This window comes from Pantoea sp. SGAir0430 (assembly GCF_043549295.1).
The window spans coordinates 3614307-3641066 of the sequence record NZ_CP039427.1 but is presented as its reverse complement, the minus strand read 5'-3'; the positions used below and the strand labels follow the sequence as shown (position 1 = coordinate 3641066).

The following is a 26760-nucleotide window of genomic DNA, read 5'->3' as shown; positions in this document are numbered from 1 at the left end:
AAGAGAGGAAAAGTCCAGCTTAAAACAGCCTTGAATAAGGTATTTATAAAATCATTTGAATATAACGCGTAAGTTTTAGCTGGCAGAAAATAATAATAAGCGCACCAGTAAGGTGCGCAATAAAATAAGGCTCAGGATTTTTAACGCGTGGCTTTTTTACCTGTACTGGCCGCACGCTGGGCTTTAATTTTTTCCAGTAATGCAGCAGCGCTGTTTTCACCGCTGATTAGTTCCGGGTTTTCTGCCCGCCACTGGGCGGTGAGTTCACCACGGAACGCTTTCGCCAGGATGGATTGAGTGAGGTTGTTAACGCGGGCCAGCGCGTTATTGACCTGTTTTTCAATGGTGTCTGCGTATGAGAAGAGTTGTTCGACACGGCGGACAATTTCGTGCTGTTCCGAGAGAGGAGGGACTGGTACTGGGATCTCACTCAAACCTTTCTGATTTATTTTCGGGAGTACGGTTCGGCTTTCTGCGTTCGATACCCAATCGGTAAAGGTTGTGGTTAGCATCCAGCGGAAAAGAAAATAAGTATCTATTTTGCTATTAATCGGATACATGTCAGCACTACACAGACCGTCAAAACTCGCAATAGCCACTTTACATAAATATGGTCGGATTTTAGAGTAAATTATTTGACCTTTGTAAAACTCATGCTTAGCGCTTGTTACACCATCTTCGGATATTGTCTGATAACCAAATACTTTACCAGTCCATGATTCAATATGATTTGGAGCTATATGAGTAGTATTAGGAAAATGAAGCGGTGATTTTAAGTTTGATGCAATTTCTGCAATCTGATCGAAACGCAGCCATTGCCAAATTTTAGGGATTTTTGGTAACTCAGCATTTCGAAAATATTTTATATTATCAAAGTTTTCAGAAAATTTTGGCACATTTAAATTTACACTTCGCCACTCTTCAGTTAATTTTCCGTTCATCGCTGCAGCTAATACAGCCTGACGAAAACGTTTCAGAATTTTTGGGATTTGTTCAAGACGTGCTTTGGTGCTGTCTACCTGCTCCACCAGCGTATCGAGTTTTTCAGCGATGATTTTTTGTTCGGCAAGTGGTGGAAGATCCATTGCAAGCGAATCTAATACCTCTAGCCGAATCCCTTTAACAGTTGTTCCCGTTCCTAAACTTTCAATTAGTTGAGCCTGTGCTCGGTACCAATGTAGGAAAAAATTACGCTCTATACCGTTGGCTAGAAATAATGCTTTTAAATCTTGATTTATTGCTGAATCAAAAGATGCAGTTACAACTTTGCCTAAACTCATACGGGTAGCTATGATTGGTATGCCCGCCGGTATAATGTTGGTACTACTGTTTTTAACTGCATCTGGAGTAATGTGATCGACAGTATCTATAAGGGTATGTTTATTCATATCCTTGACACTCATCCACGGAATATCACCCCGGTAATATTCGGGAATCGCTTTACTGGGCGTTCCCCCTCCTACAATTTTTAACAGGGTATCACCGAGTTTGCACGGTACCCACCCCTCCGGCAATTTCCCCTCACTCATTCCTTCACCTCACCAAACGCTTCCTGCAGCAACTGACGCTGCGCATCGGCTTCATCGCTCGCCCCCAGTTCACGCATCAGCGCATCCAGTTCACCCAGCGCCTGCACCAGTTCGCCCATGGCTTCTGCCGCTAAAATATCCGGCTCCGGCAGGCTGTCGGCATCAATGCTGTCTTTATCTTTCAGCCAGGCGATATCCAGTGAATCGGATTTCGCCGTGCGGATCCACTCGCGACTGAATTTGCGCCAGCGGCTGGTCGCCAGATGCTGATCGGTGTTTTTGTTCTCTTCGCTGTCGGCTACTTCCGTCTCTTCTGCGTTAAAGCTCCACTCACCTTCACTACGCGGGCTTAAGCCGTGCGGGTCTTCACCATACACGCGCTCAAACGGTTGTAAATGCTCGTCGGTAAACGGCGTGCGTTTACCAAAGCTCGGCATATTGGTTCGCAGATCGTACACCCACACGTCATCGGTGCAGTTCTTATCCTGAGTCGGCTTCGTCACGGTGCCTTTGGTGAAGAACAGCACGTTGGTCTTCACGCCCTGAGCGTAAAAAATACCGGTTGGCAGGCGCAGAATAGTATGTAGATGGCACTTGTCCATCAGGTCGCGACGAATGTCGGTCCCTTTGCCGCCTTCGAATAACACGTTATCCGGCACCACCACCGCCGCACGGCCGCCAGGGAGCAGAGTTTCAACGATATGCTGCATAAAGCAGAGCTGTTTATTGCTGGTCGGGTGAACGAAGGTACGGGTAATGTTGGTGCCTGCTGCGCTGCCAAACGGAGGGTTGGTCGCAACCACATGCGCCATCGGCAAGGTTTCACCATCGCTACCCAACGTATTACCCAGGCGGATCGCGCCACCGTGGTCGAGATTGCCTTCGATGTCGTGCAACAGGCAATTCATCAGCGCCAGACGACGGGTGCCCGGCACCAGTTCCAGGCCAACAAAGGCACGATGGATCTGGAAATCCTGAGTATCGTTATCCAGGTCATCGAGATCATTAGTCTGCGACTTCACATAACGGTCGGCTTCAATCAGAAAGCCCGCCGTCCCGGCTGCAGGATCCTGTACCACTTCACGCGGCTGCGGTTTCAGCAGGTGGATAATGGTTTTGATCAGCGGACGCGGGGTGAAGTACTGACCGGCACCTGACTTGGTTTCGTTGGCGTTTTTCTGCAACAGCCCTTCGTACATATCCCCGAAGTCATCGCGGGATTTGCCGTGCGTGCCGTTGTACCAGTCCAGCGCGTCCATATAGCTGACCAGTTCAGTCAGCTGTTTAGGGTGCTCAATGGTGGTGCTGACATTATGGAATATCGCCTGCACCAGTTTTTGACTGTCTGCTCCCAGATGCACCAGCAGATTCCGGTAGAACTGCATCTGATCCTGGCCGATGCGGGATTTCAGATCATCCCAGCGATAGCCTTCCGGCAGGTAGTCCGCTTCCTGACCGGTCTCTTTACACATTTTCAGAAACAGCAGCGAGGCGAGTTCGTTAACGTAGTTTTGATAGGAGACGCCGCCGTCGCGCAGGTTGTCACAGAGCTTCCACAGCTTCGCGACCAGATCGTTATTGTTCATTGCGTATTCCGTAAATAAACAGCGGCCCTGTTCAGGGCCGCAGAAGAAGACATTGCCGGGGATGATAACGCGTTAAGCAGGCTCGTCCCAGATGTAATCGCTGAACTTATCGAGCAGGTTGTCGAGGTCATCGTCGAACGTTTTTTGCAGCATCGCCTTTCCGCCACGCCGATGGAAATTGCCCGTTTTGAAAACGTCGTCGTCAAGCACCACCTTCTCTTTCAGCGCCGTAGCTAAACGGTCGAGCCAGGTGACCTGCTCGCTGCTCCAGTCATTTTCGCCTTTGATGCGCTCCAGCGCATGATCGACACGATCATCAAACGGCTTCAGCGCATCACCCACCGCCGCACGGCGGATATGGCCAATCAGCCGGGCTGCGATATCTTCGTTGCGCGTCTCTTTCCACGCTTTGCGCAGGGAAGATTCCTCAAAGTGCTGGCGATCAAACCACTCCTGCAATTCGACCAGTCCTTTACGGGTAAGGTCGCGCGGACGATTGATCACCGCCTGTAAGGCTGGCTGCGCATTCGGTGAACGTTGCACCAGCGAATCAAAGGCTTCAAGGAAATCCTGCGGCGTGTCGTACTCACCATAGAGCGACTTAACGCTTACCACTTCATCGTCAATATCGAGGAAGATTGGCGCATCATTCAGGCTATTGATATCGGCTTTCAGCTTCTCAAGACGGGCAATGAAGCCTGGCAGTTTATTGAAGACTTCGGCACTCCAGTGCGCTCCTTTATCCCGCAAACGCGAAGCGAAACCGTTAAAATTAACGCCCGCTGCGTCCTGACAGAGCTCATCAAGACGACGCACCTGCTTATCTACGGTTTCGCTGCGGTCACGGTTAAACGTGGCCAGGCCGATAATACGCTGGAGCTTAGCAATCAGCTGTTCATGGCTGTGCTCGGCAAAGCTGCGACCATCCGCCTCCATGGTTTTGTAAGTCTCGGAGTCGGTGATTTCATTGACCAGCGTTTGCAGTTCGACCTGAGGACGGACAACTACCGGGCGCATGGTATCGACACTCTCCAGCGAGCTATAAATATCGACACAGTCAAAAATCTTAAAGCTGGTTTTAGCCACCGCCGGACACAGACGCGTCGCACGGCCTTTCATTTGCTCATACAGAATGCGGCTGCGTACCTTACGCAGGAAAACGATGTTACAAATCGACGGGATATCCACGCCGGTGGTCAGCAGATCGACGGTGACGACGATATTCGGCAGCCGCTCTTTGTTAAAGCGGGTGATCATGGTCTGCACTTTACGCGCGTCTTTATCGGCATCACCGGTAATCTTGATGATCGCGTCGTGTTCCAGCTGCGGATACTTTTTCTTAAACGCGGCACGTAGCTCTTCCACCACCATATCGGCATGGGCGTTAGTGACGCAGAATACCAGCGTTTTTTGCAGCCCGGTCGGATCGAGATACTCAGTCAGTTCATTACAGACGGCGCGGTTAAACGCGGGAATAATCAGCTTGCGGTTAAAGTCGGCGACCTCAAAATCCTGCTCGTCTTCCAGGGTATCGTTAATCACTTCACCCTGCGAACTAATACGCTCTACCTGCTCACCCTGAGCAAGATAAACGCCATCCTGCGCGTTGCGGGTCGTGATCTGAATCGGCGGATCCTGATCGATCAGATAACCGTCGGTCACCGCAGTACGATAGGTGTAGCGGTAAACCGGATCGCCGAAAATCTGCACCGTATGCAGCGCAGGCGTCGCGGTTAGTGCAACCTTCACTGCATCAAAGTGATCGAGAATACGGCGATAGGCTGAGACGTAATCCAACTGGCTGCGGAATTGCAGTTCACCTTCGGTCTGCTCTTTATCAAGAATGTAACCGCGATGTGCTTCATCCACCACGATACAGTCGTAACGACCAACCGGCATGGGTTCGTCAGATTGCAGGGTGCGTTTAACCAGCGACTGAACCGTAGCAACGTGAATTTTAGTGCTGTCTTCCGGGAATTTATCCGTCAGCCCTTTAATATCGAAAATGCTATTAAAGGTGTCGCCATTAATACGCGTATCGTCAAACGCGCCCAGCGCCTGCTCACCCAGAGAACGTCGATCAACCAGGAAGAGAATGCGCTTAAAACGCTGAGACTGGATTAGGCGGAACATCAGAGCTATCGCGGTACGGGTTTTACCGGTACCGGTCGCCATCGCCAGCAGGATCTCCTGCTGCCCATTGACGATGGCATTTTCTACCGCCCGCACAGCATCTTCCTGGTAGTAGCGCAGTCCCAGTTCGCTCATCCCTGAATTATCAGCAAACCACTGATTTTGTCTCTGCGGATCGCTGCCGAGCATGTCCAGCAGCTCTTCCGGGCGATGCCACTCCGGCAAGGCTTTTGACATGTTGGTGGTGTAGCGGACGTCACGATACCAGATGCCGCTTTTGGTCTTCATCGCCGCGCGATATTCACGCCCGTTGGTGGAGTAGCAGAAGGGAATTTTAAAGCGCTGTTCGCCGCTGGTATCCTGCCAGCTGATTTCATAGAGCGGTACCGCTTCGTGCACATCTTCTGCCGCGTACTCTTCCAGCAACGTATCGCGTAAGAACGCATTATCGAAGTATTTACTGTAGCGATAGGACTCATTGAGCTTAGTGGGAACGTCGATGTTCTTACGCTTCGCTTCTACTACTGCGATAGGCTTAAGACCAACAAATAAAACGTAGTCCGCAAACCCCTGCTTGCCCGTTTCATCTTTACCGGTTGGCCATTCAGCAATAGCTTTGTTGACTCCCGGCTCCGGGCGCGCGCCTTCAGAGAAGCGCAACGCTTTGCTATCGGCCTGCCAGCCTGCTTTACGCAGCTGTGCATCAATCAGGAAGCGACTCTCTTCTTCACTCAGATCGAGTGTACGCTTGATGGCCTGATCGGTGATTTCATTCTGGTATGCCTTACGTTCCTGTTCAGTCTGCTTCGCCAGTTCTGCATTTTTCTCAGCTAACTGGGCTTCCAGCGCCGCAAGCCTTGCTTGTGTTTGCGCTTCAGTTTCCTGCTGCTTACCTTCCAGAATAGCGATATAGCCGTTCAGGCTTATCAGCTTCTGCTGCTGTAATGCCAGCTCAGACTGACTCTGCGCTTTTTCGCGTGACTGCTGCTCCAGCTGTTGTTTCAGCGTCAGCACCTCCTGGTAGTAGAGGTTTTCGCCACGTTCAGGCAACGCAAAAACAGGCACTGCGAAATCATAATTTTTCGTGACCAGACGGTAATACCAGACACCCAGACGGAAGCCGAGCCGAAGGCACATCTGGGCATCATCAAGATCGTTATGGTATTCATGCACCGCCTGGTTACCTACACGGCGCAATTTGTGGAATACAGAAAGAATAGTGTCATCAACAAAGGCAATTTTGCCTAACTCGCGGAGGAGATCATGTTGATTCTCGCAGGAAGGGACGCCCAGTAGCAGGCCAAGGTGTTTAGCCGTCGCCTCACCAAACATACGCATTTTAACCAGCGTAGTGTTGGGATCATCCGGATAATTGTTTTCCGCCGCACAGGCGATGGTATAAGTGAAATCGTTAACGCCCTTCAGAAACTCAAAATTAGATTTATTCATCATTGGTTTTGGTCTGTCGCTGTGCAGCCTATCCATATGTTTATGGCTTATAAGCTTTTATCTTAGCTTGCTGCATCTTTACGGGCAACGAACAACGTCACATCAACTAATTAACTCTTAAGGATTCGTTGATTTTAATGTGCCGTACTAAACACAAAAATCCTAAACTTTTTCAGCAAAGACATTTTGATCTGCCCCAATGTCAGATACAAAGATCATTAAACCGATTTAACTCAAACCAGGTCGGTTTAAGCCAAGAGAAAAATCAAAGAAAGCCTTGCAGCTACTGAATCCCAGACACAAAAAAAGCCGCTCGTAAGCGACTTAAGTTGCATCAGATGGTGCCGAAGGCCGGACTCGAACCGGCACGTATTTCTACGGTTGATTTTGAATCAACTGCGTCTACCGATTTCGCCACTTCGGCACTGAAGAGGATGCGGAAAACGTGGGCGATTATACCGTTACGCGCTTGCGGCGCAACCGGAATCGACGGGGATGTGCGCTAAGCGTCGAAAAAAGCAGCGCTGCCAAAAACGCTGCGCAAAACCCCGGCAATCGCCTCCGGAACTCTCCCAAACTCGCGCCCGGCGGCCACTTCTCCGGAACTTTCTGCCGCCGCATGCCTCTTAACCACAACTGACGCAGTCAGACGTATAAGCACAACGAGGTTGAGATGAAAAAAGCAACACAACGGTTAGTTTGGGGATGGGGTATCGCGGCGGCACTGGTGGCCGGTAGCGCATCGGCGGCGAGCTGGCAGGATCAGCTGAGCAGCGCCGCATCGCAGCTGTCGCAGCAGAACAGCGGCAACACCGCCACCAGCAACACACAGAACGGCGGACTGTCGCTCTCTTCGCTTAGCGGCCTGCTGAACGGCGGCGATAAAGCGGTGAGCGCCAACAGCATGACCAACGCCGCCGGCGTGATGGAATATTGCGTGCAGCACAACGTGGTGGATAACAACGTGAAGTCGGTGAAAGATCAGGTGCTGAGCAAGCTGGGCCTGAGCAGCAGCACCGCGCAGCAGCAGAAAACCGATTACCAGCAGGGGATTCAGGGCCTGCTGAACACCGGCAACGGTCAGCAGCTGAATCTGCAGAGCCTGAGCAACTCGCCGATGGGTGAGAAGCTGAAAACCAAAGCCTGCGATGTGGTGCTGAAGCAGGGCAAAAAATACATCGGCATGTGATTCCTTCGCGTGGGTTCAGAGGCCGCCTTCCTGCCGTCTGAATCCCCCGCTGAGTCACCTTATGCCAGCCGGCGCGGGCTGTCCCCCGCGCCCTCTTCTCTCGCCACGCTGCCGCTATATCGCCAGCAACGCCCGCGTCGCATCCGCCACGCGCGCCAGCAGCGCCCTTGCCTGTTCAAACGACTGGATATTGGTGTAGCCAATCACCAGGCCATAGCGCTTTTGCGTCTGCGCGTACCAGCCCGACAGCGGCCGCACGTACAACGCCTGCTGCGCCCACAGCGTCGCCAGCGCCACGTCCTGGGTGCCGCGCCGCAGAAACGCCACGATGTGCATACCGCCGTCGGTCAGCTCAAAGGTAAACAGCCCCGGAAAGCTGGCTTCGATGGCCTCCAGCATCATGCGGCGCCGCTGCTGATACAGGATGCGCATCTTCTTGATGTGGCGATAAAAATGCCCTTCGCTGAGAAACTGCGCGAGGATTTTCTGCGGCAGCAGCGGCAGGCCGGTTTCCAGAATCTCGCCCAGCTCGCCGAACTGCGCCAGCGTGTGCTGCGGCATCACCAGATAGCCGATGCGCATCGCCGGCATCATGGTTTTGCTGAAGGTGCCGGTGTAGATCACCCGGTCGTGCACATCCAGGCTTTTCAGCGCCGGAATCACCTTACGCGTGTAGTGAAATTCGCCGTCGTAATCATCCTCAATAATCCAGCTATCATGCTGCTGCGCCCATGCCAGCAGCTGATGTTTGCGCGGCAGCGACAGACTCACCGCCAGCGGGCTCTGGTGCGTCGGCGTCACCACCGCAAAGCGCGCGTCGGCGTGATAGCGCAGCAGATACTCCACGTCCACGCCCTGCCCATCCACCGGCACATAGTGCAGATTGGGTGCGATGCGCTTCAGCAGCTGCTGGCCGAAGAAGTAGCCGGGATCTTCGAACAGCACTTTGTCGCCCGGCTGCGCCAGCACCGCCAGAATCAGTCGCAGGTTAGCGCGGTAGCCACTGGTGATGAAGATCTGCTCCGGCTGGCAGTTGAGGCCGCGCGAAATGTTCAGGTAGCTGGCGATGGCCGCCCGCAGCGGCGCATATCCCATCACCGGCGGTATCATCATCTCGTCCGGTCGCAGGCTGCGCGCCGCTTTCGCCGACAGCAGCCGCCACTTCTTGTGCGGAAACTCGTCCAGCGCCGGGATGCCGAGCCGCAGCTCGCCTTTGCCCTCGGTCACCGGCAGCAGCGCGGGCGTCGTCGCCGGTGCGCGCGGTGGCGTAGCTGCGCTCGCCAGCTTCAGCTGCGGATTGACGCGCGTACCCTTCGCGCCCTGGCTGACAAAATAGCCTTCGCCGATGAGGATCTCATAGGCGGCCTCCACCGTTTTGCGCGCCACCTGCAGCTCGCCCGCCAGCATGCGGATCGCCGGTACGCGATCGCCCGGCCGGAGCTGTCCGGCAAGAATCTGCTGCCGGAAGCGCTGGTAAATCTCTTTGTAACCCACGCGTCACTCCTTTCTCAGCCACTGTGCTATGTCCTACCTGTTTTCACGCGTAATGGCCCTGTTCGCTCAGACATAGCAGTTTAAGATGCAGGCATTTCCCCCGCAATACGGATGACAGCCATGAAGATTGTGCATTACGCCACCGCAGAACAACTCGCGCGCTGCTACCCGCTGATGCGTGCGCTGCGCGGGCGGCTGGCGGATGAGGCGCAGTTTATCGCCCAGGCGCAGCGTCAGCAGGCGCAGGGTTATCACCTCGCCGGTATCGAACATCAGGGAGAGCCAGCGGTGCTGGCCGGTTATCGCCTGCTGGAGAATTTTATCCACGGCAGCTTCTGCTACGTCGATGACCTGGTGAGCGATCCCGCGCTGCGCGGTCAGGGCTTCGGCGCCGCGCTGCTCGACGGCTTAGCGGTGCTGGCGCGTGAGTACGGCTGCAGCCGCATGGTGCTGGATACCGCAATCAGTAACACCCGGGCGCAGGCGTTTTATCAGCGCTGCGGCTATCAGGCGCTCGGCCTGCATTTTTATCGCTCTATCGTATGAGGAATCACTGCATGAATGTGCTGCACATTAAAGTCAGCCCGGATCTGGCGGGATCGGCATCGCGCATCGCCTCGGCGCGTCTGATCGAAAAGCTGCGCAGCCGCCATCACGATCTGCACGAGACAGTGCTGGATCTGGCGCAACAGCCGCTGCCGCATCTGGATGCTTTCACCATCAGGGCTTTTTTTACCCCACCGGAGGCGCGTGATGAAGCGCAGCGTAACGCCATTCGCACCTCGGAACAGCTGGTGGATCAGCTGTTTGCCTGCGACACCCTGGTTATCTCATCGCCGATGTGGAACCTCGGGCTGCCGTCGGTGCTGAAAGCCTGGTTCGACCATATTACCCGCGCCGGCCGCACCTTCGCCTTTACGCCCGAAGGCACCAAAGTCGGGCTGGTGAGCGACAGGAAAGTTTACTGCGTGATGGCCAGCGGCAGCGTGTTTGCCCACGGGCCCTTTATGCAGGATGACCAGTTCACGCCGTACGTGCGCGCGGCGCTGGCGTACATCGGCATCAGCGATGTGCAGTTTATCCGCGTCGACGGCACGCACGACCCGCTCAGCCGTGCCCGCGCGTTACCCGAAGCACTCGAAACCATTGAACGTCTGTTCTGACGGAGGAAAATCATGACTCAACGCGTTAACCATTTCAAAACCACCCCGGCGCTGGCCAAAGCGATGTCGGATCTGTCGAACAGCGTCGCCAGCGCGTCGCTGGAGAAGTCGCTCAGGCATCTGGTGGATATCCGCGCCTCGCAGCTCAACCACTGCGCGTTCTGCCTCGATATGCACATCAAGCAGGCGGCGATTGACGGCGAGCACGAGCTGCGGCTGCACCATGTGGCGATCTGGCGTGAATCGCCGCTGTTCAGCGCGCGCGAGAAAACCGCCTTTGCCCTGACTGAAGCGCTGACGCGCATTGGCGAGCACGGCGTTGACGAGGCGCTGTATGGCGAGCTGCGCGCGCACTTCTCCGAGGTGGAGATCAGCGAGCTGACCTTTAAGATCGCGGTGATCAATACCTGGAACCGGCTGATGATCCTATCGCAGATGGCACCCGGCGCGCTCGACAGCGCTTACGGGCTGGATCGTGCTGATTTGCGGTAATTTTTATCGCCAGTGGCTGCGGCTGCTGGCGATAGCATGTTTTTCTGCGCGCCCTGACGCTATAGTGAAGTTTTGCACCACACAGGACACCGCGCATGAAAGGCATCAACATTGCGATTTACTTCGATCCCGACCTGATTCGCATCTGCGTTCACCAGCCGGATGACAGCTACCTCAGCCAGACGTTTCATTACGCCGACAGCGTGATTGAGGAGATTTATCAGTGGCTGGAGCAGTTCACGCCGGGTCGCACCCACATTTGCCTGATTGAGCACGACACCGCCGATATCCTCGCCGATGAGCTGGTGGACAACGGTTATCACGTGCATCAGGTGAGCCAGCATGCGCTGCTCAGCTGGTTCGCCAGTGAACCGCCCACCACGCCGGACGGCTCGCCGGTGCGCGCGCTGCTGCGCTATCTGGAGAACGAGAAGCCGGCAGAGTATCAGTCACGCACGCCGCAGATTGAAGCGCTGATGGAGTTGCTGGATGAGCTGGACGATCTGGAAGGTGTAGAGAGTGAGGAAGATGAGGATAACCTGCCGGATAACGTGCTGCGCCTGATGAAGCAGAAGAAAATCAGCGCCAGCGACGCCGCCCAGCGCCTGTTGCCAGACGTGAATGAACGCATTCGCGAGCATTTGATTCATTACCCCGAGCTGATGACGCCGGATCTGCTGGAAGATTTTTTCCCCGAGCTGCTGGAAGCGATGGAAACGCCGAAGCATTGATGCTGTCCAGGTGCGCATAAATGCGCACCCTACGAAAAAAATCGGTGCACAGGATACTGTAGGGTCGCCATTCATGGCGACCGTTGTGCTGGCAGCTGCGCGCATAAATGCGCACCCTACGAAAAAATCGGTGCACAGGATACTGTAGGGTCGCCATTCATGGCGACCGTTGCGCTGGCAGCTGCGCGCATAAATGCGCACCCTACGAAAAAAACGGTGCACAGGATACTGTAGGGTCGCCATTCATGGCGACCGTTGCGCTGGCAGCTGCGCGCATAAATGCGCACCCTACGAAAAAATCGGTGCACAGGATACTGTAGGGTCGCCATTCATGGCGACCGTTGCGCTGGCAGCTGCGCGCCTGATATTAACCAGGGAATAAATCATGCTGGAACTGTTCAAAGCCATTGGGCTCGGCCTGGTGGTGATTTTGCCGCTTGCTAACCCGTTAACCACCGTGGCGCTGTTTCTCGGCCTCGCGGGTGACATGAACTTTCAGGAACGCAATCGCCAGGCGCTGCAGGCGTCGATCTACGTGTTCCTGATTATGATGGTCGCCTGGTACGCCGGTAACGCGGTGCTGCACACCTTTGGCATCTCGATTCCCGGCCTGCGCATGGCCGGCGGGCTGATTGTCGCCTTTATCGGCTTTCGCATGCTGTTTCCCGCCAAACCGGTCGGGCATTCGGTGGAGGCCAAACACAAGCTGGATGAACTCGACGCCAGCGACGATCCGCGCGAAACGGTGAATATCGCCTTTGTGCCGCTGGCAATGCCGAGCACCGCCGGACCGGGCACCATAGCGATGATCATCAGTTCAGCCTCGACGGTGAAAGCCGGCGTCGATTTCCCCGCGTGGGTGGTGGCCATCGCGCCGGTGCTGACGTTCCTGGCGGTGGCAGTGATTTTATGGATTTCGCTGCGCAGCTCCGGCGCCATCATGAAGCTGGTCGGCAAAGGCGGCATCGAAGCGATTTCGCGCCTGATGGGGTTTTTACTGGTGTGTATGGGCGTGCAGTTTGTCATCAACGGCGTGCTGGAAGTGGCGCACACCTTTCATTAAACAATAAAAAATCGCACCGTACGCTAGCGGCGCGATTCATCGCGCAATGCCCGCCATCACGTGACGCCGGGCATTGCCATCAGGACAGCGCGATAAGTCGCGCCGCTACGTTTTAGTGCAGCGTTTTCCGCACATCCGCCACCTGTTCTTTCGTCACTGCCGGCGCGTGGTTGCTCCAGCCCTGACGAATAAAGGTGGCCAGCTGCGCCACTTCATCATCGGTCAGACGATACGCAAACGGCGGCATCGCCAGCGTCGACGGCGCTTTCTCCGTTGAGGGCTGCTGCGCACCGGCCAGAATGGTGTGAATCAACCCGCTGGGATCCTGCGCATTAACGATAGTGGCCTGATCCAATTCCGGGAAGATCCCCGGTGCGCCTTTGCCGGTGACAAAGTGACAGGCACCGCAGTTGTCGAGATACAGACGCTCGCCTTCGCTTAGATTCTTCGCCGCCGTCAGCTTCGCTTCGGTCTTCTGCTGCGCCTGCACGTCATACGCCTGCAGCGGCGGATTGCCGCCGAGGAACTTCAGGTAAGCGGCAATTGCTTGCAGATCGGCATCCGTCATGTGCGAGCTGGAGTGCTCCACCACTGACGTCATCTCGCCGCCCACCGCGGCTTTATCGTTACGTCCGGTTTGCAGATAATCGACAATCTCCTGCTCGCTCCAGCGTGGCACGCCGCGCAGCGACGGCACCTCCCAGTTATTCAGGCTGCCGCCGGCGAGGAAGCGATCGTCGCTGCTGTCCAGCGCCTTCTCGTTCATGCCGAGGCCGCGCGGCGTGTGGCAGCTGCCGCAGTGGCCGAGGCTTTCCACGATGTAAGCACCGCGATTAACCTCCGCTGACGCGCCGCCAATCGGCTGGAACGGCTTGTCCGAAGTAAACGCCCAGTTCCAGAAACGCATGCCCCAGCGCTGGCTGAACGGGAAGCTCAGCTTTGTTTCCGGCGGCTGTTCGCTGTCCGGCTTCACGCCCTGCATGAAGTAGACGTACAGCGCGTGCAGGTCTTCATCGCTGATTTTGGCGTAATCCGGGTACGGCATCGCCGGGTAGAGGCGCGAGCCGTCCGGCAGCACGCCTTTGCGCACCGCGTCCGAGAACTGCTGCTCGCTGTAGTTGCCGATGCCGTGCTGTTTATCCGGCGTGATGTTGGTGGAGTAAATGGTGCCGAGGTTCGACTCAATCGCCAGCCCGCCGGCATAATCCGCTTTGCCGGCCACGGTATGGCACGCCATACAGTCGCCAAGGCGCGCCAGATACTCGCCCTTTTTAATCAATGATGCGTCATCTGCTGCCTGCGCCTGCACCGCACAGCTGCCCAGCAGCACCGCGTGAGCGATTAACAATGATTTTAATTTCATGTGCTTATGCCTGTACCAGTGGGCCGGGATTCTGCAAATAGTGCTCTTTAATAGCCTGCGCCGCCATCAGGGTAATCGCGCCGATGGTGTCGGTCGGGTTCGCCTGGAAGTTCTGCGGGAAGGCGTTACCGCCCGGCACAAACACGTTGTGCACATCCCAGCTTTGCAGGTACTTGTTCAGCGCCGAGGTTTTCGGGTTGTCGCCCATCACCGCGCCGCCCACGTTGTGGGTAGAGACGTATTTGGTCAGGTCAAAGTCAGCGCCCATCGGCAGGAAGCTCATGCTCATGCTGTCCGGATTCAGCTCTTTGGCGATGTCGCCAACGATGCCTTTCAGGTGTTGCTGCAGCTTGAGCTCGTTCTGTTTCCAGTTAAAGGTCATGCGCAGCAACGGCTGACCGCGATGGTCGGTGTAGTGCGGATCCAGATCCAGATAGATATCGCGGTACGACTGGCAGGTGGTGGTAATACTGATCTTCATCGAATGGTTGTACCACTGCTCCAGCCCCTCTTTGTACCCCATGCCCCAGCTCGGTGTGCCTTTCGGCAGCGCGGTGCCAATCGGCGTACCGGTTGCCTGCGAACTGTGGATTTTGGCGCCGCCGAGGAATCCGAGTCCCGGACCGTCGAAGTTGCCAGGCGAGATGTCATTAAACATCTGACCGGTCGCGCCAGCGGTGGCGAAGGCGTTGAAGTTCTTGTCTTTGAAGAACAGCGTGGCGCCGCCGTTGGAGAGAAACGCATAGTTACGCCCGACGACACCCTCTTCGGTGATCGGGTTGTAGGGCTTGCCGATGCCGGACAGCAGCATCAGGCGCACGTTATACAGCTGGAAGCTGGAGAGCACTACAATCTTCGCCGGCTGGAACACTTCGTTGCCGTCGGCATCGAAATAGAGCACGCCCTTCGCGGTTTTGCCGTCGTCGTGCAGCACCACTTTGTACACTTCCGCGTGCACTTCATAGGAGAAGTTCGGCATGCGCTTCAGCGCGTCCATCACCGCCGTCTGCGGCGAGGCTTTTGAGTAGTTCAGGCACGGATATTTCGAGCAGTAGCCGCAGTAGTTGCAGGGAGCGATCTGGTTGCCGTACGGGTTTTTCCACGCGCGTGAAACGCAGGCTGACGGGTTCGGGAACGGATGATAGCCCAGCTTCTTCGCCGCCTCTTTGAACATCACATTATTCAGCGTATCGTCCAGCGCCGGCAGCGGATACGGCTCAGAACGCGGGCCTTCAAACGGGTCGCCGCCTTCCAGAATCTGCCCGCGCAGGTTGCCGGTGGTGCCCGACTGGCCGCAAATCAGCTCAAACTTGTAGAAATACGGCTCGATCTCATCCCAGGTGAACGGGAAGTCCATCACGCGCATGTCATCCTGCAGGATGCCGGGCTTATAGGCCTGATCAACGTAGGTTTTCAGTTTGATATCGGTGGGCGTGGGGCGAATCAGTACCGCCGTCCAGTGCATGCCCGCGCCGCCGACGCCAGTACCTGGAGCAAATGCGCCCCACTTGCGGGTTGGCAGCGCCGTCTGGTCCATGTTGTAACGCACGGTGACCGCCACTTCTTTTGGCGTGGCGAACACTTTGTTGCGCACGTTATAGGCGTACTCATCGGCCGGTTTCGGGTAAGCGAAATCCGGGTAGTCGCGCTCGCCGCCGCGCTCAAGGGCGCGCACGTCCAGTCCGGCCATTGCCAGTTCAATACTCATCAGCGAGCCGGCCCAGCCGAGGCCGCACACCACGACGTCGACTTCTTTCTTTGTAATCTGTGCCATGTTTTTCTGTCTCACATACCAAATACGGGGATTCAGGCGCGTTCGCCCATCAGGCTGACCGGTCCGAGCGGATACGGCACGTTGTGCTGCTTCACCCACTCGGTGAAGCTGGCGCGTGCCCCCGGGAAGCCGATGGCGATCCAGGCTTTCATGCCTTTGTTGCCGCCGTACATCGGGTCAGCGAGGTAGCCGTGTTTGGTATCGGAAAGCAGCTGGCTGAAGAACTGCGAGGCTTTCAGGTTCGGTTCGCCCAGCGCGGCGAAGTCGATACCGTCGTTTTTATTCACTTTGGTCAGCACCGCGTCTTTCTCTGCCAGCGTCAGCTGCGAGAACGCTTTGTGGTAGGTGCTTTGCGTCCACTGCTCCACCAGTTTGATGCCGGTGCGATACATCTGCTGCGGCGTGAACGGGATCTGATAGCCCATGGTGGCGGGCGCGTGCACGTCAAACGGCCCCTGCAGGTAGATCTCTGCGCCGAACTCCGGGCTGTGCAGCTGCTGGTCAATGAAGATCGGCACATTGGTTTCCAGCGCACCCGGCGCTTTGCCGTTGCCACCGGCAGGGATCAGGCGATCGGTCGCGGCCAGAATAAATTGCCACTCCTCAGCGCTAAAAAAGATCGGTTTATAGTCGGCAAGGTCCGGTGCTGCCATTTCCGCAGCCTGGGCTGCAGTCAGTCCTTTTAAAACCAGGTCGCTTAATGGCAAAGCCAGCAACGACCCAAGTAAAAACTTACGTCTGGTGGTCGGTTTTTCTAAAAGCATGGCGCGACGACTCTCACTTGCTAAGAAAGGGAATTATTTTTGTTAATAGATTTATAAATCGGCAAACAAGCTGGCAATCTTATGGATACAGATATTTCAGGATGTAAGCATTAAATTAGAAATGTGTTTTGATGAGAAACCATCAACCTGACGAAAAGTCGCCAGGCGCTGTGGACGCGCTTTCGCAACGGGAATTGCGCTTTTAACCGTACAAATGCCAGGAGATTAGCGCCAGAGACTGGGCAAATGACTGAAACAAATCGGCGTGAGAAATAGTCGCTCAGCTTAATTAATCAGAAAAAATCATACTTCCATACCAGAGCTTATTCTTATCAATAACCGCTTATTGGCTCAATGCGCAACGTCTGAGCGGTTTATTTCCTGAATATGACAGCGCGCGCACAAAATAACCAATTAGTTAATTGCCGGTATTAATTGTTATTTCCGGCACAGCTCAGAACAAACCGGCATTTAGCCAGCAGCGCGACAGCGATAAAGTCGTCGCATCAATTACTCAGGATAATCATGATGCGAGCACTCTTATTGTTCTTCACCTTATTCAGCAGCGCCTTTGCCCTGCAGGCCGCCACGCCAAAAGACACATTGGTGGTAGCCGTGCCGCTCGACGGCATTATCAGCTTCGACCCGGCAGAAAGTTTTGAGACCGTCAGCAATAGCGTGCAGCGCAACATTTATCAGACGCTGGTAGAGGCCGATCGCGATGCGCCACAAAAACTCGCGCCGCTGCTCGCCACCTCATGGCAGCCCGGCAGCACGCCGCACAGCCTGGTGTTTAACCTGAAACCGGATGCGCATTTCGTCAGCGGTAACCCGGTGACCGCGCAGGACGTGGTGTTTTCGCTGACGCGCGCGGTACAGCTCAACAAAGCCCCGTCGTTTATTCTCGCTGAGTTTGGCTGGACGGCGGAGAACATCGCCAGCCAGCTGCGGGTTGTGAACGATCATCAGCTGGAGATTCAGTGGCCGGCGCAAATTGGTCAGGATCTGGCGCTGCGCCTGCTGACCGCGCCGGTGGCCTCGGTGGTGGACAGCAAAACCGTGCAGCAGCACATCACCGCCAACGACAGCGGCAACGGCTGGCTGCACACTCACTCCGCGGGCAGCGGCGCATTCAGCATCCAGCAATACGTGCCGCAACAGGCGCTGGTGCTGAGCGCAAATCCGCACGCCAGCCCGCAGCCGCAGCTGAAACGCATCCTGCTGAAAGGCGTGGCCGATGCCGGTGCGCGCCGCCTGCTGATTCAGCAGGGCGATGTCGATGTGGCTTACCAGCTGGGCCCGGACCAGATCGATGCGCTGAAAAACGACCAGCAGCTGCGCATTGAAGCCTTCCCGTCGAGCCTGGTCTATTACCTGGCGTTTAATACGCAAAACAAAGCGCAGCCGGCGCTGGGTAATCCGGCGCTGTGGCAGGCGGCGCGCTGGCTGGTGGATTACAACGCCATTTCACGCGATCTGCTGAAAGGCCAGTACCGTATTCATCAGAGCTTCCTGCCGCAGGGCTTTGACGGCGCGCTGGAGAATCAGCCGTTCCATTACGATGTGGCCAAAGCCAAAGCGATCCTGGCGCAGGGCGGTATCAGGCCCGGCAGCAAATTCTCGCTGACGGTGATCAACCAGCCGCCGTACATCGACGTGGCGCAGGCGCTGCAGGCCAGCTTTGCCAAAGCCGACGTGCAGATTGAGCTGCAGCCGGTGGCGGAATCGGAACTGTGGGGCAAAATGCGCGGCCGTGATTTCCAGTCGATCTTTATTTACTGGGGCGCGGACTATGTGGATCCGAATACCAACGCCAGCGCCTTTGCCTATAACGTGCCGGGCGGTTCTAAAACGCTGGCGTGGCGCGTCGGCTGGGAGATTCCCGAACTGAGTGCGCAGACGCGCACCGCAGCCGGTGAGAGCGATGCCAGCCAGCGCCGCGCGCTGTATACCGCTCTGCAACAGCGCGTACAGCAGGATTCGCCGTTCGTGGTGATGCTGCAGGGCGCACAGCAGGTGGCGGTACGTAATAACGTCAGCCACGTGCAGCAGGGCATCGGCGTGAGCCTGCTGTTTTTCGATGCGGTAGAGAAGAAGTAGGTGCGCGCTGCCCCTCATCACAGCCTTCTCCCGCCCGCGGGAGAAGGAGCCGATCGCGCAGGCAGCAACCGGAACTCCCCTTATTTTTCACCCAAATATCCCTCTCTCTCCCGCGCACCGCTTGCTATTCTTTGAGTCATTACGCAATGCCGGAGAGCGCAACCATTATGACTACCCCACTGCTGATCGCCCAGACGCCTGACCTTCAACTGCATCTGCTGCCCGCCATGGCTAACCGTCACGGACTGATAACCGGTGCGACCGGCACCGGTAAAACCGTGACGCTGCAAAAGCTGGCTGAATCCTTCTCCGCCATCGGCGTGCCGGTGTTTATGGCCGATGTCAAAGGCGATCTTTCCGGCATTGCGGCCGCGGGCGACGGCTCGGAAAAGCTGCTGGCGCGGCTGGCGAAGATTGGCGTCACCGACTGGCAGGCGCAGAAAAATCCGGTGATGCTGTGGGATATTTTCGGCCAGCAGGGCCATCCGGTGCGCGCGACGGTGTCCGATCTCGGTCCGCTGCTGCTGGCGCGGCTGCTCAGCCTTAACGAGGTGCAGTCCGGCGTGCTGCAAATTATCTTCCGTATTGCCGACGATCAGGGCCTGCTGCTGCTGGACTTCAAAGATTTGCGCGCCATGACGCAATACATCGGTGATAACGCCAAAGCATTTCAGACGCAGTACGGCAATATCAGCAGCGCCTCGGTGGGCGCCATTCAGCGCGGCCTGCTGGCGCTGGAGCAGCAAGGGGCTGAACACTTCTTTGGCGAGCCAATGCTGGATATCCGTGACTGGATGCGCTGCGACGCTGACGGCAAAGGCTTCATCAATATCCTGGCGGCGGAAAAGCTTTATCAGCAGCCGAAACTCTACGCCACCAGCCTGCTGTGGCTGCTGGCGGAACTGTATGAACAGCTGCCGGAAGCCGGCGATCTGGAAAAACCAAAGATGGTGTTCTTCTTTGACGAAGCGCATCTGCTATTTAACGACGCGCCGCCGGTGCTGCTGGAAAAAGTGGAACAGGTAATTCGCCTGATTCGCTCGAAAGGCGTTGGCGTGTACTTTGTCACGCAGAATCCGGCAGACATTCCGGATAATGTGCTGGGGCAGCTGGGTAACCGCGTGCAGCATGCGCTGCGTGCCTTCACGCCGAAAGACCAGAAAGCGGTAAAAAGCGCCGCCGAAACCATGCGCGCCAACCCGGCGTTTAATACCGTGGAGGCGATTCAGGCGCTGGGCACCGGCGAGGCGCTGATCTCTTTCCTCGATGAGAAAGGCAGCCCGTCGATGGTGCAGCGCGCCATGGTGATCGCGCCGGGCTCGCGCATGGGGCCGGCCACTCCTGATGAACGCAACAGCCTGATCAACCATTCGCCGCTGTACGGCAAATACGACAGTGCCGTCGATCGCGAATCGGCGTTCGAAATGTTACAGCAGGGCGTACAGGCCGCGCCGCAGCAGGCCGATGCGCCGCCCAACAAAGGCAATAGCGTGGCGGTGGATGACGGCATTCTGGGTGGGCTGAAAGAGATTCTGTTCGGCAGCACCGGGCCGCGCGGCGGCAAGCGCGACGGCGTAGTGCAGAGCGTGGCGAAAAGCGCGGCGCGCCAGGTGACCAATCAGATCATCCGCGGCGTGCTGGGCAGTCTGCTCGGTGGACGCCGCCGTTAATCGCCCTCTGCTATGATCGTGGTATGGATAAATATCAACAATTAAAACGGAGCAAGCGTCTGGCCCTGTCGCTGCTGCTGATTGCCGCCGCGACCTTTGTCGTGACGCTGTTTCTGCCGCCCACGTTCTGGGTGCTGGGGCTGAAGGCGATTGCCGAAGCGGCGATGGTCGGCGCGCTGGCCGACTGGTTTGCGGTGGTGGCGCTGTTTCGTCGCGTGCCGGTACCGTTCATCTCGCGCCATACGGCAATCATTCCACGCAACAAAGATCGCATCGGCGAGAATCTTGGCCGCTTCGTGCAGGAGAAGTTTCTCGATACCGATTCGCTGCTGGCACTGATTCGCCGCCACGATCCGTCACAGCTGCTGGCGCAGTGGCTCAACACGCCGGGCAACGCCGATCGCATTGGTCGCCATCTGCTGCAGGTGATGCGCGGTTTCCTCGATCTTACTGACGATCAGCGTATTCAGCGCTTTTTGCGCCGCGCGGTGCATCGCGCACTGGATAAGGTCGATCTGACCCAGTCCAGCGCGCTGCTGCTGGACAGCCTGACCAAAAACAATCGCCACCAGGAGCTGCTGGACGCTGCTGTGCAACAACTGCTGCGTCTGCTGCACAAACCCGGCACGCGCGAGTTTATCGCGCTGCAGATTGTGCGCTGGCTGAAACGCGAACATCCGATCAAGGCCAAAGTGCTGCCGACCGAATGGCTGGGCGAACACAGCGCCGAGCTGGTCGCCAACGCGGTGGATTCGATTCTGGATGAAGTGGCGCGCGACCAGGGCCACGAATTCCGCCTCGGTTTTAACCGCGCGGTACAGCGCCTGATAGAGCGACTGAAAAGCGATCCGGAGATGGCCGAACGGGCTGAGACCATCAAATACTGGCTGAAAGAGGATGAGTCGTTTAACCGTTATATCGGCGAGCTGTGGCAGGACCTGCGCCGCTGGCTGAAGAGCGACCTCAACAGTGACGATTCGCGCGTGCAGGAGCGGGTGCGGCTGGCGGCGCTGTGGCTGGGCGAAACGCTGGCCGCCGATGAAGCACTGCGTACTTCAATGAATCAGCATCTGGAAGACGCTGCGCGCAGTGTCGCGCCGGAGTTTGCGGCGTTTCTCACCCGCCATATCAGCGATACGGTGAAGAGCTGGGATGCGCGCGAGATGTCGCAACAGATTGAGCTGAACATTGGTCGTGATTTGCAGTTTATCCGCATCAACGGCACGCTGGTGGGCGGTACCATTGGCCTGGTGCTGTTTTTGCTGTCGCAGCTGCCGGGCTGGGTGCAGACGTTGCGCTAACGGTGCGGGCATCGACCTGGTCGCCATGAATAAAAAAAGGTCGCCATGAATGGCGACCCTACGGTAACGGTGCGGGAATGACAGGGGCGCCCTGAATCGCGCCCCTGCAACCCTCACTACCGCCGTTTCAGCAACAGGTACAAACTGATGGCGAAGAATGCGCCGCTCGGTAGAATCGCGCCCAGCACCGGCGGTAAACCGTACACCAGACTCAGCGGCCCGAAGATCTGATCCAGCACGTAGAACAGGAAGCCAAAGCTGATGCCGGTCACCACGCGCACGCCCATCGATACGCTTCGCAGCGGACCAAAGATAAACGACAGCGCCATCAGCATCATCACCGCCACCGACAGCGGCTGGAAGATTTTGCCCCACATATTCAGCAGATAGCGCCCGGATTCCTGGCCGCTCTGTTTGAGATATTTACTGTAGTTATACAGACCGCTGATCGACAGCGCGTCCGGGTCCAGCGCCACCACGCCCAGCTTGTCTGGCGTCAGATTGGTTTTCCATTCGCCGCTCAGGCTCTGTGAACCGGTAATCTGCTTCGGATCTTTCAGGTCCGACTCATCCACCTGCGACAGCTCCCACAGTTTGCGATCTTTATTCCAGACCGCGGTGGCGGCATAGCGCACGCTCAGCAGACGCCGCTGGTCGGTAAAGCGATAGATACTGACGCCGTCGATCTCGTTGTCGCCTTTAATGCGCTCAATGTAGATAAAGTCGTTGCCGTCTTTCGCCCACAGGCCGTTTTGCGTCGAGACCAGCGACCCGCCGTACAGCTGCTGCGCCCGGTAGTTACGCGCCATCTGCTCGCCCTGCGGTGCGACAAACTCGCCCACCGCCATGGTCAGCAGCACCAGCGGAATCGCGGTTTTCATTACCGCCAGCGCCACCTGCAAACGGGTAAAGCCGGAGGCCTGCATCACCACCAGTTCGCTGCGCTGCGCCAGCGTGCCCAGCCCCAGCAGCGCGCCCAGCAGCGCCGCCATCGGGAAGAAGATCTCGATATCTTTCGGCACGCTGAGCAGCGTGTAGTAACCGGCATCCAGCGCGGTATACGCCCCCTGCCCGGTTTTACGCAGCTGATCGACGAACTTAATGATGCCCGACAGCGACACCAGCATGAACAGCGTCATCATGATGGTGTTGAAGATGGTTTTGCCGATATAGCGGTCAAGGACCTTAAACATCACACGGATCCTCCACGGCTAAAGCGTGCGCGGAAACGGCGCATCGGCACGGTATCCCATACGTTGAGCGCCACCGCCAGCGCCAGATACGCCAGGTTGACCACCCACATCCAGATCGCCGGATCAAACCGGCCTTTCGCCGCGTTGGAGCGCAGTGAGCTCTGCAGCAGGAAGAAGATCAGGTAGAGCAGCATGGCTGGCAACATTGACAGCACGCGGCCCTGACGCGGGTTAACCACGCTGAGCGGCACCACCATCAGCGCCATCACCAGCACAGCGAACACCAGCGTCAGACGCCAGTGCAGCTCCGCCTGGAACTGCGGCGTTTTGGTTTTGATCAGCGTGCTGATATCGGCCTGATCGGCATCGTTAGGATCGAGCACCGCCTCTTTGTATCCCACCAGCGCCTGATAATTGACGAAGTCGGTTATGCGGAAGTCACGCAGCAATGCCGTGCCTTCGAAGCGCGTGCCTTTATCCAGCGTCACCGTCTGCGAGCCATCTTTGTGCTGCTCCATGTGACCGCTGTCTGCCAGCACCACCGATGGCCGTGCATTGCCCTTCGGCCGCAGCTGCGCCAGGAACACGCTGCCGAACTTGTTGCCTTTCACGTCTTCGACGAACAGCACGGTATTGCCGTCGCTGGAGGTCTGGAACTGCCCCGCCGCCAGCGCCGCCGCTCCCGGGTTGGCTTTGGCATTTTGTGTCACTTCATCCTGATAGCGCGAGGACCACGGGCCAAGCCAGATCACGTTGACCGCCGCCACCAGCGAGGTGAACAGCATCAGGATCATCGCCGCTTTAATCAGGACACCTTTACCCAGCCCGCAGGCGTGCATCACCGTAATTTCACTTTCGGTGTACAGCCGCCCAAGGGTCATTAAAATCGCCAGAAACAAGCTTAGGGGCAGGATAAGTTGTGCCATTTCAGGCACGCCAAGTCCTAACAATGTCAGAACCAGATTTGTTGGGATTTCGCCATCCACCGCCGCACCCAAAATCCTGACTAACTTCTGGCAAAAGAAGATAAGTAGCAGGATGAACAGGATAGCCAGCTGGCTTTTGAGCGTTTCCCGAACCAGATATCTAATGATGATCACGCTTAGTACGCCTGTGAAAACTTGTCTTTTTGCAGGAAAATCGCTAGTTTCAACGCTTATCAGCCATTTTTCTTCATCAATGGCCGTCTTGGTAGCTAAAATAGTATGACGAACGCGTTAGGGTGGTGAAAAAACAACACATTGTCACCCCACTCATTATGGCCGCCGGCGTTAAATTGTCATGGCGTCGCAACAAATTAATGGGTTACGAACGCGCTACATTCTAACGACAGCTAAGGCCGTTGTCTTTAAGATTCAGGAGAGTGCATGGAGTTCAGTGTAAAAAGCGGTAGCCCGGAAAAACAGCGCAGCGCCTGCATTGTGGTTGGCGTTTTCGAACCGCGTCGTCTGTCACCGATTGCCGAGCAGCTGGATAAGATCAGCGATGGCTACATCAGCGCGCTGCTGCGCCGCGGTGAGCTGGAGGGCAAAGTGGGCCAGACGCTGCTGCTGCACCATGTGCCAAATATTCTGTCCGAACGTATCCTGCTGATCGGCTGTGGTAAAGAGCGTGAGCTGGATGAGCGCCAGTACAAACAGGTGATTCAGAAAACCATCAATACCCTGAACGATACCGGTTCGATGGAAGCGGTGTGCTTCCTGACCGAGCTGCACGTTAAAGGGCGTAATACCTACTGGAAAGTGCGCCAGGCGGTAGAAACCTCTAAAGAGGCGCTGTACAACTTCGACCAGCTGAAGAGCAACAAAGTTGAGCCGCGCCGTCCGCTGCGCAAGCTGGTGTTCAACGTGCCGACCCGCCGTGAGCTGACCAGCGGTGAGCGCGCTATTCAACACGGTCTGGCCGTTGCCGCCGGCGTCAAAGCGGCGAAAGACCTGAGCAATATGCCGCCGAATATTTGTAACGCCGCGTATCTGGCGTCGCAGGCACGTCAGCTGGCCGATGCGTACAGCAAAAACGTTACCACCCGCGTGATTGGCGAACAGCAGATGAAAGAGCTGGGTATGAACGCCTATCTGGCGGTCGGTGCCGGTTCGCACAATGAGTCGCTGATGTCGGTGATTGAGTACAAAGGCAGCAGCGACGCCGATGCGCGCCCTATCGTGCTGGTAGGTAAAGGGCTGACCTTTGACTCCGGCGGCATCTCCATCAAGCCTGCCGAGGCGATGGATGAGATGAAATATGACATGTGCGGCGCGGCGTCGGTGTACGGCGTGATGCGCATGGTGGCGGAACTGAATCTGCCGCTGAACGTGGTCGGCGTGCTGGTGGGCTGTGAGAATATGCCGGACGGGCGCGCGATGCGTCCGGGCGACGTGCTGACCACCATGTCCGGCCAGACGGTTGAAGTGCTGAATACCGATGCCGAGGGCCGTCTGGTGCTGTGCGATGCGCTGACCTACGTTGAGCGCTTCGATCCGGAAGTGGTGATTGACGTCGCTACCCTGACCGGCGCCTGCGTGATCGCGCTGGGCCATCACGTCAGCGGGTTGATGTCGAACCACAATCCGCTGGCGCACGAACTGATCAGCGCGTCAGAGCAGTCGGGCGACCGCGCGTGGCGTCTGCCGATGGCCGATGAGTATCAGGAGCAGCTGGAATCCAACTTTGCTGATATGGCCAACATTGGTGGCCGTCCGGGCGGCGCAATTACCGCCGCCTGCTTCCTGGCACGCTTTGCGCGCAAGTTTAACTGGGCGCATTTGGATATCGCCGGCACCGCCTGGCGCTCCGGCAAAGCCAAAGGCGCGACCGGCCGTCCGGTGCCGCTGCTGTCGCAGTTCCTGCTGAACCGCGCTGGCCTGAACGGCGACGATTAAGAGCCGGGGCGAATGCTGCAACGGTGCGTATGAATGCGTTTGAAAGCGTGCGGCCATTGGAACGGTGCGCATGAATGCGCACCCTACGGGTGTGATGGTGCGTATAAATACGTTAAATACCGTGCGGCCATTGATACGGTGCGCATGAATGCGTTTGACGCCGTGCGGCCATTGAAACGGTGCGCATGAATGCGTTAAATACCGTGCGGCCATTAATACGGTGCGCATGAATGCGTTTGACACCCTGCGGCCATTGAAACGGTGCGCATGAATGCGCACCCTACGGGTGTAGGGTCGCCGTTCACGGCGACCTGATTATCAGCCGCACGGTTTACAGGGTCGCCATTGATGGCGACCTTATTATTGGACGCCGCAATCTTACTGTCGCACAATGCGCCCCACTGTCATTGATGGAAATAACCTGCCATGAAAAACGCCACCTTCTTCGTCATGGAGTCTGAAAGCGCCAGCGACGGCTTAAGCGCCATCGAAGCGCTGGTGTGCGATTTGGCCGCCAGCCGCTGGCGAGACGGTAAGCGCATCCTGATTGCCTGCGAAGATGAACAGCAGGCTAATCGGCTGGATGAAGCACTGTGGCAGCGTCCGGCCAACGCCTTTGTGCCGCACAACCTGGCCGGCGAAGGCCCGCGCTACGGCGCGCCGGTTGAGCTGGCCTGGCCGCAGCGACGCGGCAGTGCGCCGCGCGATCTGCTGATCAGCCTGCTGCCGCAGTTCGCAGATTTTGCTACCGGTTTCCATGAAGTGATAGACTTCGTACCTTATGAAGAATCCCTGAAACAACTGGCGCGCGACCGCTACAAAGCGTATCGCAGCGTTGGTTTCCAATTGAATACGGCGACGCCACCCCCGCCGCAAACGACATAGCA

20 protein-coding genes and 1 tRNA gene are annotated in these 26760 nt (G+C 56.8%); 11 read left to right on the top strand and 10 right to left on the bottom strand.

Translation table 11 applies throughout. The features are described from left to right. Nucleotides 1–140: 140 nt before the first annotated feature. The 4 genes from E7738_RS17100 to E7738_RS17085 all read right to left on the bottom strand — a co-directional run bounded on the left by E7738_RS17100 (nt 141) and on the right by E7738_RS17085 (nt 7121). Nucleotides 141–1529 (bottom strand): restriction endonuclease subunit S, encoded by a 1389-nt coding sequence (locus tag E7738_RS17100; protein ID WP_021506736.1) that lies wholly within the window; start codon nt 1527–1529, stop codon nt 141–143. Further along, nucleotides 1526–3115: an N-6 DNA methylase gene (locus E7738_RS17095; protein WP_021506735.1), complete on the bottom strand. Its 1590-nt coding sequence runs from the start codon at nt 3113–3115 to the stop codon at nt 1526–1528. The genes E7738_RS17100 and E7738_RS17095 overlap by 4 nt, the downstream gene beginning before the upstream one ends. A 72-nt stretch (nt 3116–3187) precedes the next feature. After that, nucleotides 3188–6700 (bottom strand): type I restriction-modification system endonuclease, encoded by a 3513-nt coding sequence (gene hsdR, locus E7738_RS17090; RefSeq protein WP_282954849.1) that lies wholly within the window; start codon nt 6698–6700, stop codon nt 3188–3190. Nucleotides 6701–7036: 336 nt separating this feature from the next. Beyond that, nucleotides 7037–7121: transfer RNA gene (locus E7738_RS17085), tRNA-Leu, on the bottom strand. A 249-nt stretch (nt 7122–7370) separates the two neighbouring features. On the opposite strand from E7738_RS17085, the gene E7738_RS17080 reads away from it, so the two are divergent. After that, nucleotides 7371–7886 carry a DUF2501 domain-containing protein gene (locus E7738_RS17080; protein ID WP_262257119.1) on the top strand — a complete coding sequence of 172 codons (516 nt, stop codon included), beginning with the start codon at nt 7371–7373 and terminating at the stop codon, nt 7884–7886. 114 nt (nt 7887–8000) lie between these two features. Here E7738_RS17080 and E7738_RS17075 read toward each other — a convergent pair whose 3' ends face one another. Next, nucleotides 8001–9380 (bottom strand): MocR-like pyridoxine biosynthesis transcription factor PdxR, encoded by a 1380-nt coding sequence (locus E7738_RS17075; protein ID WP_262257118.1) that lies wholly within the window; start codon nt 9378–9380, stop codon nt 8001–8003. Nucleotides 9381–9500: 120 nt separating this feature from the next. Between E7738_RS17075 and E7738_RS17070 the strand changes: the two genes are divergently transcribed. From E7738_RS17070 to E7738_RS17050, 5 genes are all read left to right on the top strand, one after another. Continuing rightward, on the top strand, nt 9501–9926 hold the full coding sequence (locus E7738_RS17070) for a GNAT family N-acetyltransferase (protein ID WP_262257117.1): 426 nt from the start codon (nt 9501–9503) through the stop codon (nt 9924–9926). 11 nt (nt 9927–9937) lie between these two features. Beyond that, entirely contained in the window at nt 9938–10543 is a 606-nt protein-coding gene (locus E7738_RS17065) for an FMN-dependent NADH-azoreductase (protein WP_058771403.1), read from the top strand. Between the two features lie 12 nt (nt 10544–10555). Continuing rightward, the gene (locus E7738_RS17060) at nt 10556–11035 is read left to right on the top strand and encodes a carboxymuconolactone decarboxylase family protein (protein ID WP_021506730.1); all 480 of its coding nucleotides are present in this window, start codon (nt 10556–10558) and stop codon (nt 11033–11035) included. 95 nt (nt 11036–11130) lie between these two features. Beyond that, nucleotides 11131–11766 carry a hypothetical protein gene (locus E7738_RS17055; protein ID WP_166720531.1) on the top strand — a complete coding sequence of 212 codons (636 nt, stop codon included), beginning with the start codon at nt 11131–11133 and terminating at the stop codon, nt 11764–11766. A gap of 385 nt (nt 11767–12151) precedes the next feature. Beyond that, a complete protein-coding gene (locus E7738_RS17050) occupies nt 12152–12829 on the top strand; it encodes a MarC family NAAT transporter (protein WP_021506728.1) in 678 nt (225 codons plus the stop codon). A gap of 112 nt (nt 12830–12941) precedes the next feature. On the opposite strand, the gene E7738_RS17045 is transcribed toward E7738_RS17050, so the two are convergent. From E7738_RS17045 to E7738_RS17035, 3 genes are read right to left on the bottom strand one after another with little or no spacing between them, the layout of a single operon-like run. Further along, a complete protein-coding gene (locus E7738_RS17045) occupies nt 12942–14192 on the bottom strand; it encodes a c-type cytochrome (protein ID WP_058776587.1) in 1251 nt (416 codons plus the stop codon). 4 nt (nt 14193–14196) lie between these two features. Continuing rightward, nucleotides 14197–15966, bottom strand: coding sequence for a GMC family oxidoreductase (locus E7738_RS17040; RefSeq protein ID WP_021506726.1), 1770 nt, complete (start codon nt 15964–15966; stop codon nt 14197–14199). A gap of 32 nt (nt 15967–15998) precedes the next feature. Further along, a complete protein-coding gene (locus E7738_RS17035) occupies nt 15999–16730 on the bottom strand; it encodes a gluconate 2-dehydrogenase subunit 3 family protein (RefSeq protein ID WP_031279537.1) in 732 nt (243 codons plus the stop codon). Between the two features lie 525 nt (nt 16731–17255). Between E7738_RS17035 and E7738_RS17030 the strand changes: the two genes are divergently transcribed. The 3 genes from E7738_RS17030 to E7738_RS17020 all read left to right on the top strand — a co-directional run bounded on the left by E7738_RS17030 (nt 17256) and on the right by E7738_RS17020 (nt 21801). After that, a complete protein-coding gene (locus tag E7738_RS17030) occupies nt 17256–18830 on the top strand; it encodes an ABC transporter substrate-binding protein (protein WP_376738788.1) in 1575 nt (524 codons plus the stop codon). A gap of 167 nt (nt 18831–18997) precedes the next feature. After that, on the top strand, nt 18998–20500 hold the full coding sequence (locus tag E7738_RS17025; protein WP_211727369.1) for a helicase HerA-like C-terminal domain-containing protein: 1503 nt from the start codon (nt 18998–19000) through the stop codon (nt 20498–20500). Nucleotides 20501–20523: 23 nt separating this feature from the next. Further along, the gene (locus E7738_RS17020) at nt 20524–21801 is read left to right on the top strand and encodes a DUF445 domain-containing protein (protein WP_141496420.1); all 1278 of its coding nucleotides are present in this window, start codon (nt 20524–20526) and stop codon (nt 21799–21801) included. Between the two features lie 116 nt (nt 21802–21917). Here E7738_RS17020 and lptG read toward each other — a convergent pair whose 3' ends face one another. Both lptG and lptF read right to left on the bottom strand, forming a co-directional pair. Continuing rightward, entirely contained in the window at nt 21918–22994 is a 1077-nt protein-coding gene (gene lptG, locus E7738_RS17015) for an LPS export ABC transporter permease LptG (protein WP_021506721.1), read from the bottom strand. Continuing rightward, nucleotides 22994–24094: an LPS export ABC transporter permease LptF gene (gene lptF, locus E7738_RS17010; protein WP_031279533.1), complete on the bottom strand. Its 1101-nt coding sequence runs from the start codon at nt 24092–24094 to the stop codon at nt 22994–22996. The genes lptG and lptF overlap by 1 nt, the downstream gene beginning before the upstream one ends. Before the next feature lie 267 nt (nt 24095–24361). On the opposite strand from lptF, the gene pepA reads away from it, so the two are divergent. Continuing rightward, a complete protein-coding gene (gene pepA, locus E7738_RS17005; protein WP_021506719.1) occupies nt 24362–25873 on the top strand; it encodes a leucyl aminopeptidase in 1512 nt (503 codons plus the stop codon). A 426-nt stretch (nt 25874–26299) separates the two neighbouring features. Next, nucleotides 26300–26758, top strand: a complete 459-nt coding sequence (locus E7738_RS17000; RefSeq protein WP_021506718.1) for a DNA polymerase III subunit chi — start codon at nt 26300–26302, stop codon at nt 26756–26758. Nucleotides 26759–26760 lie beyond the last annotated feature (2 nt).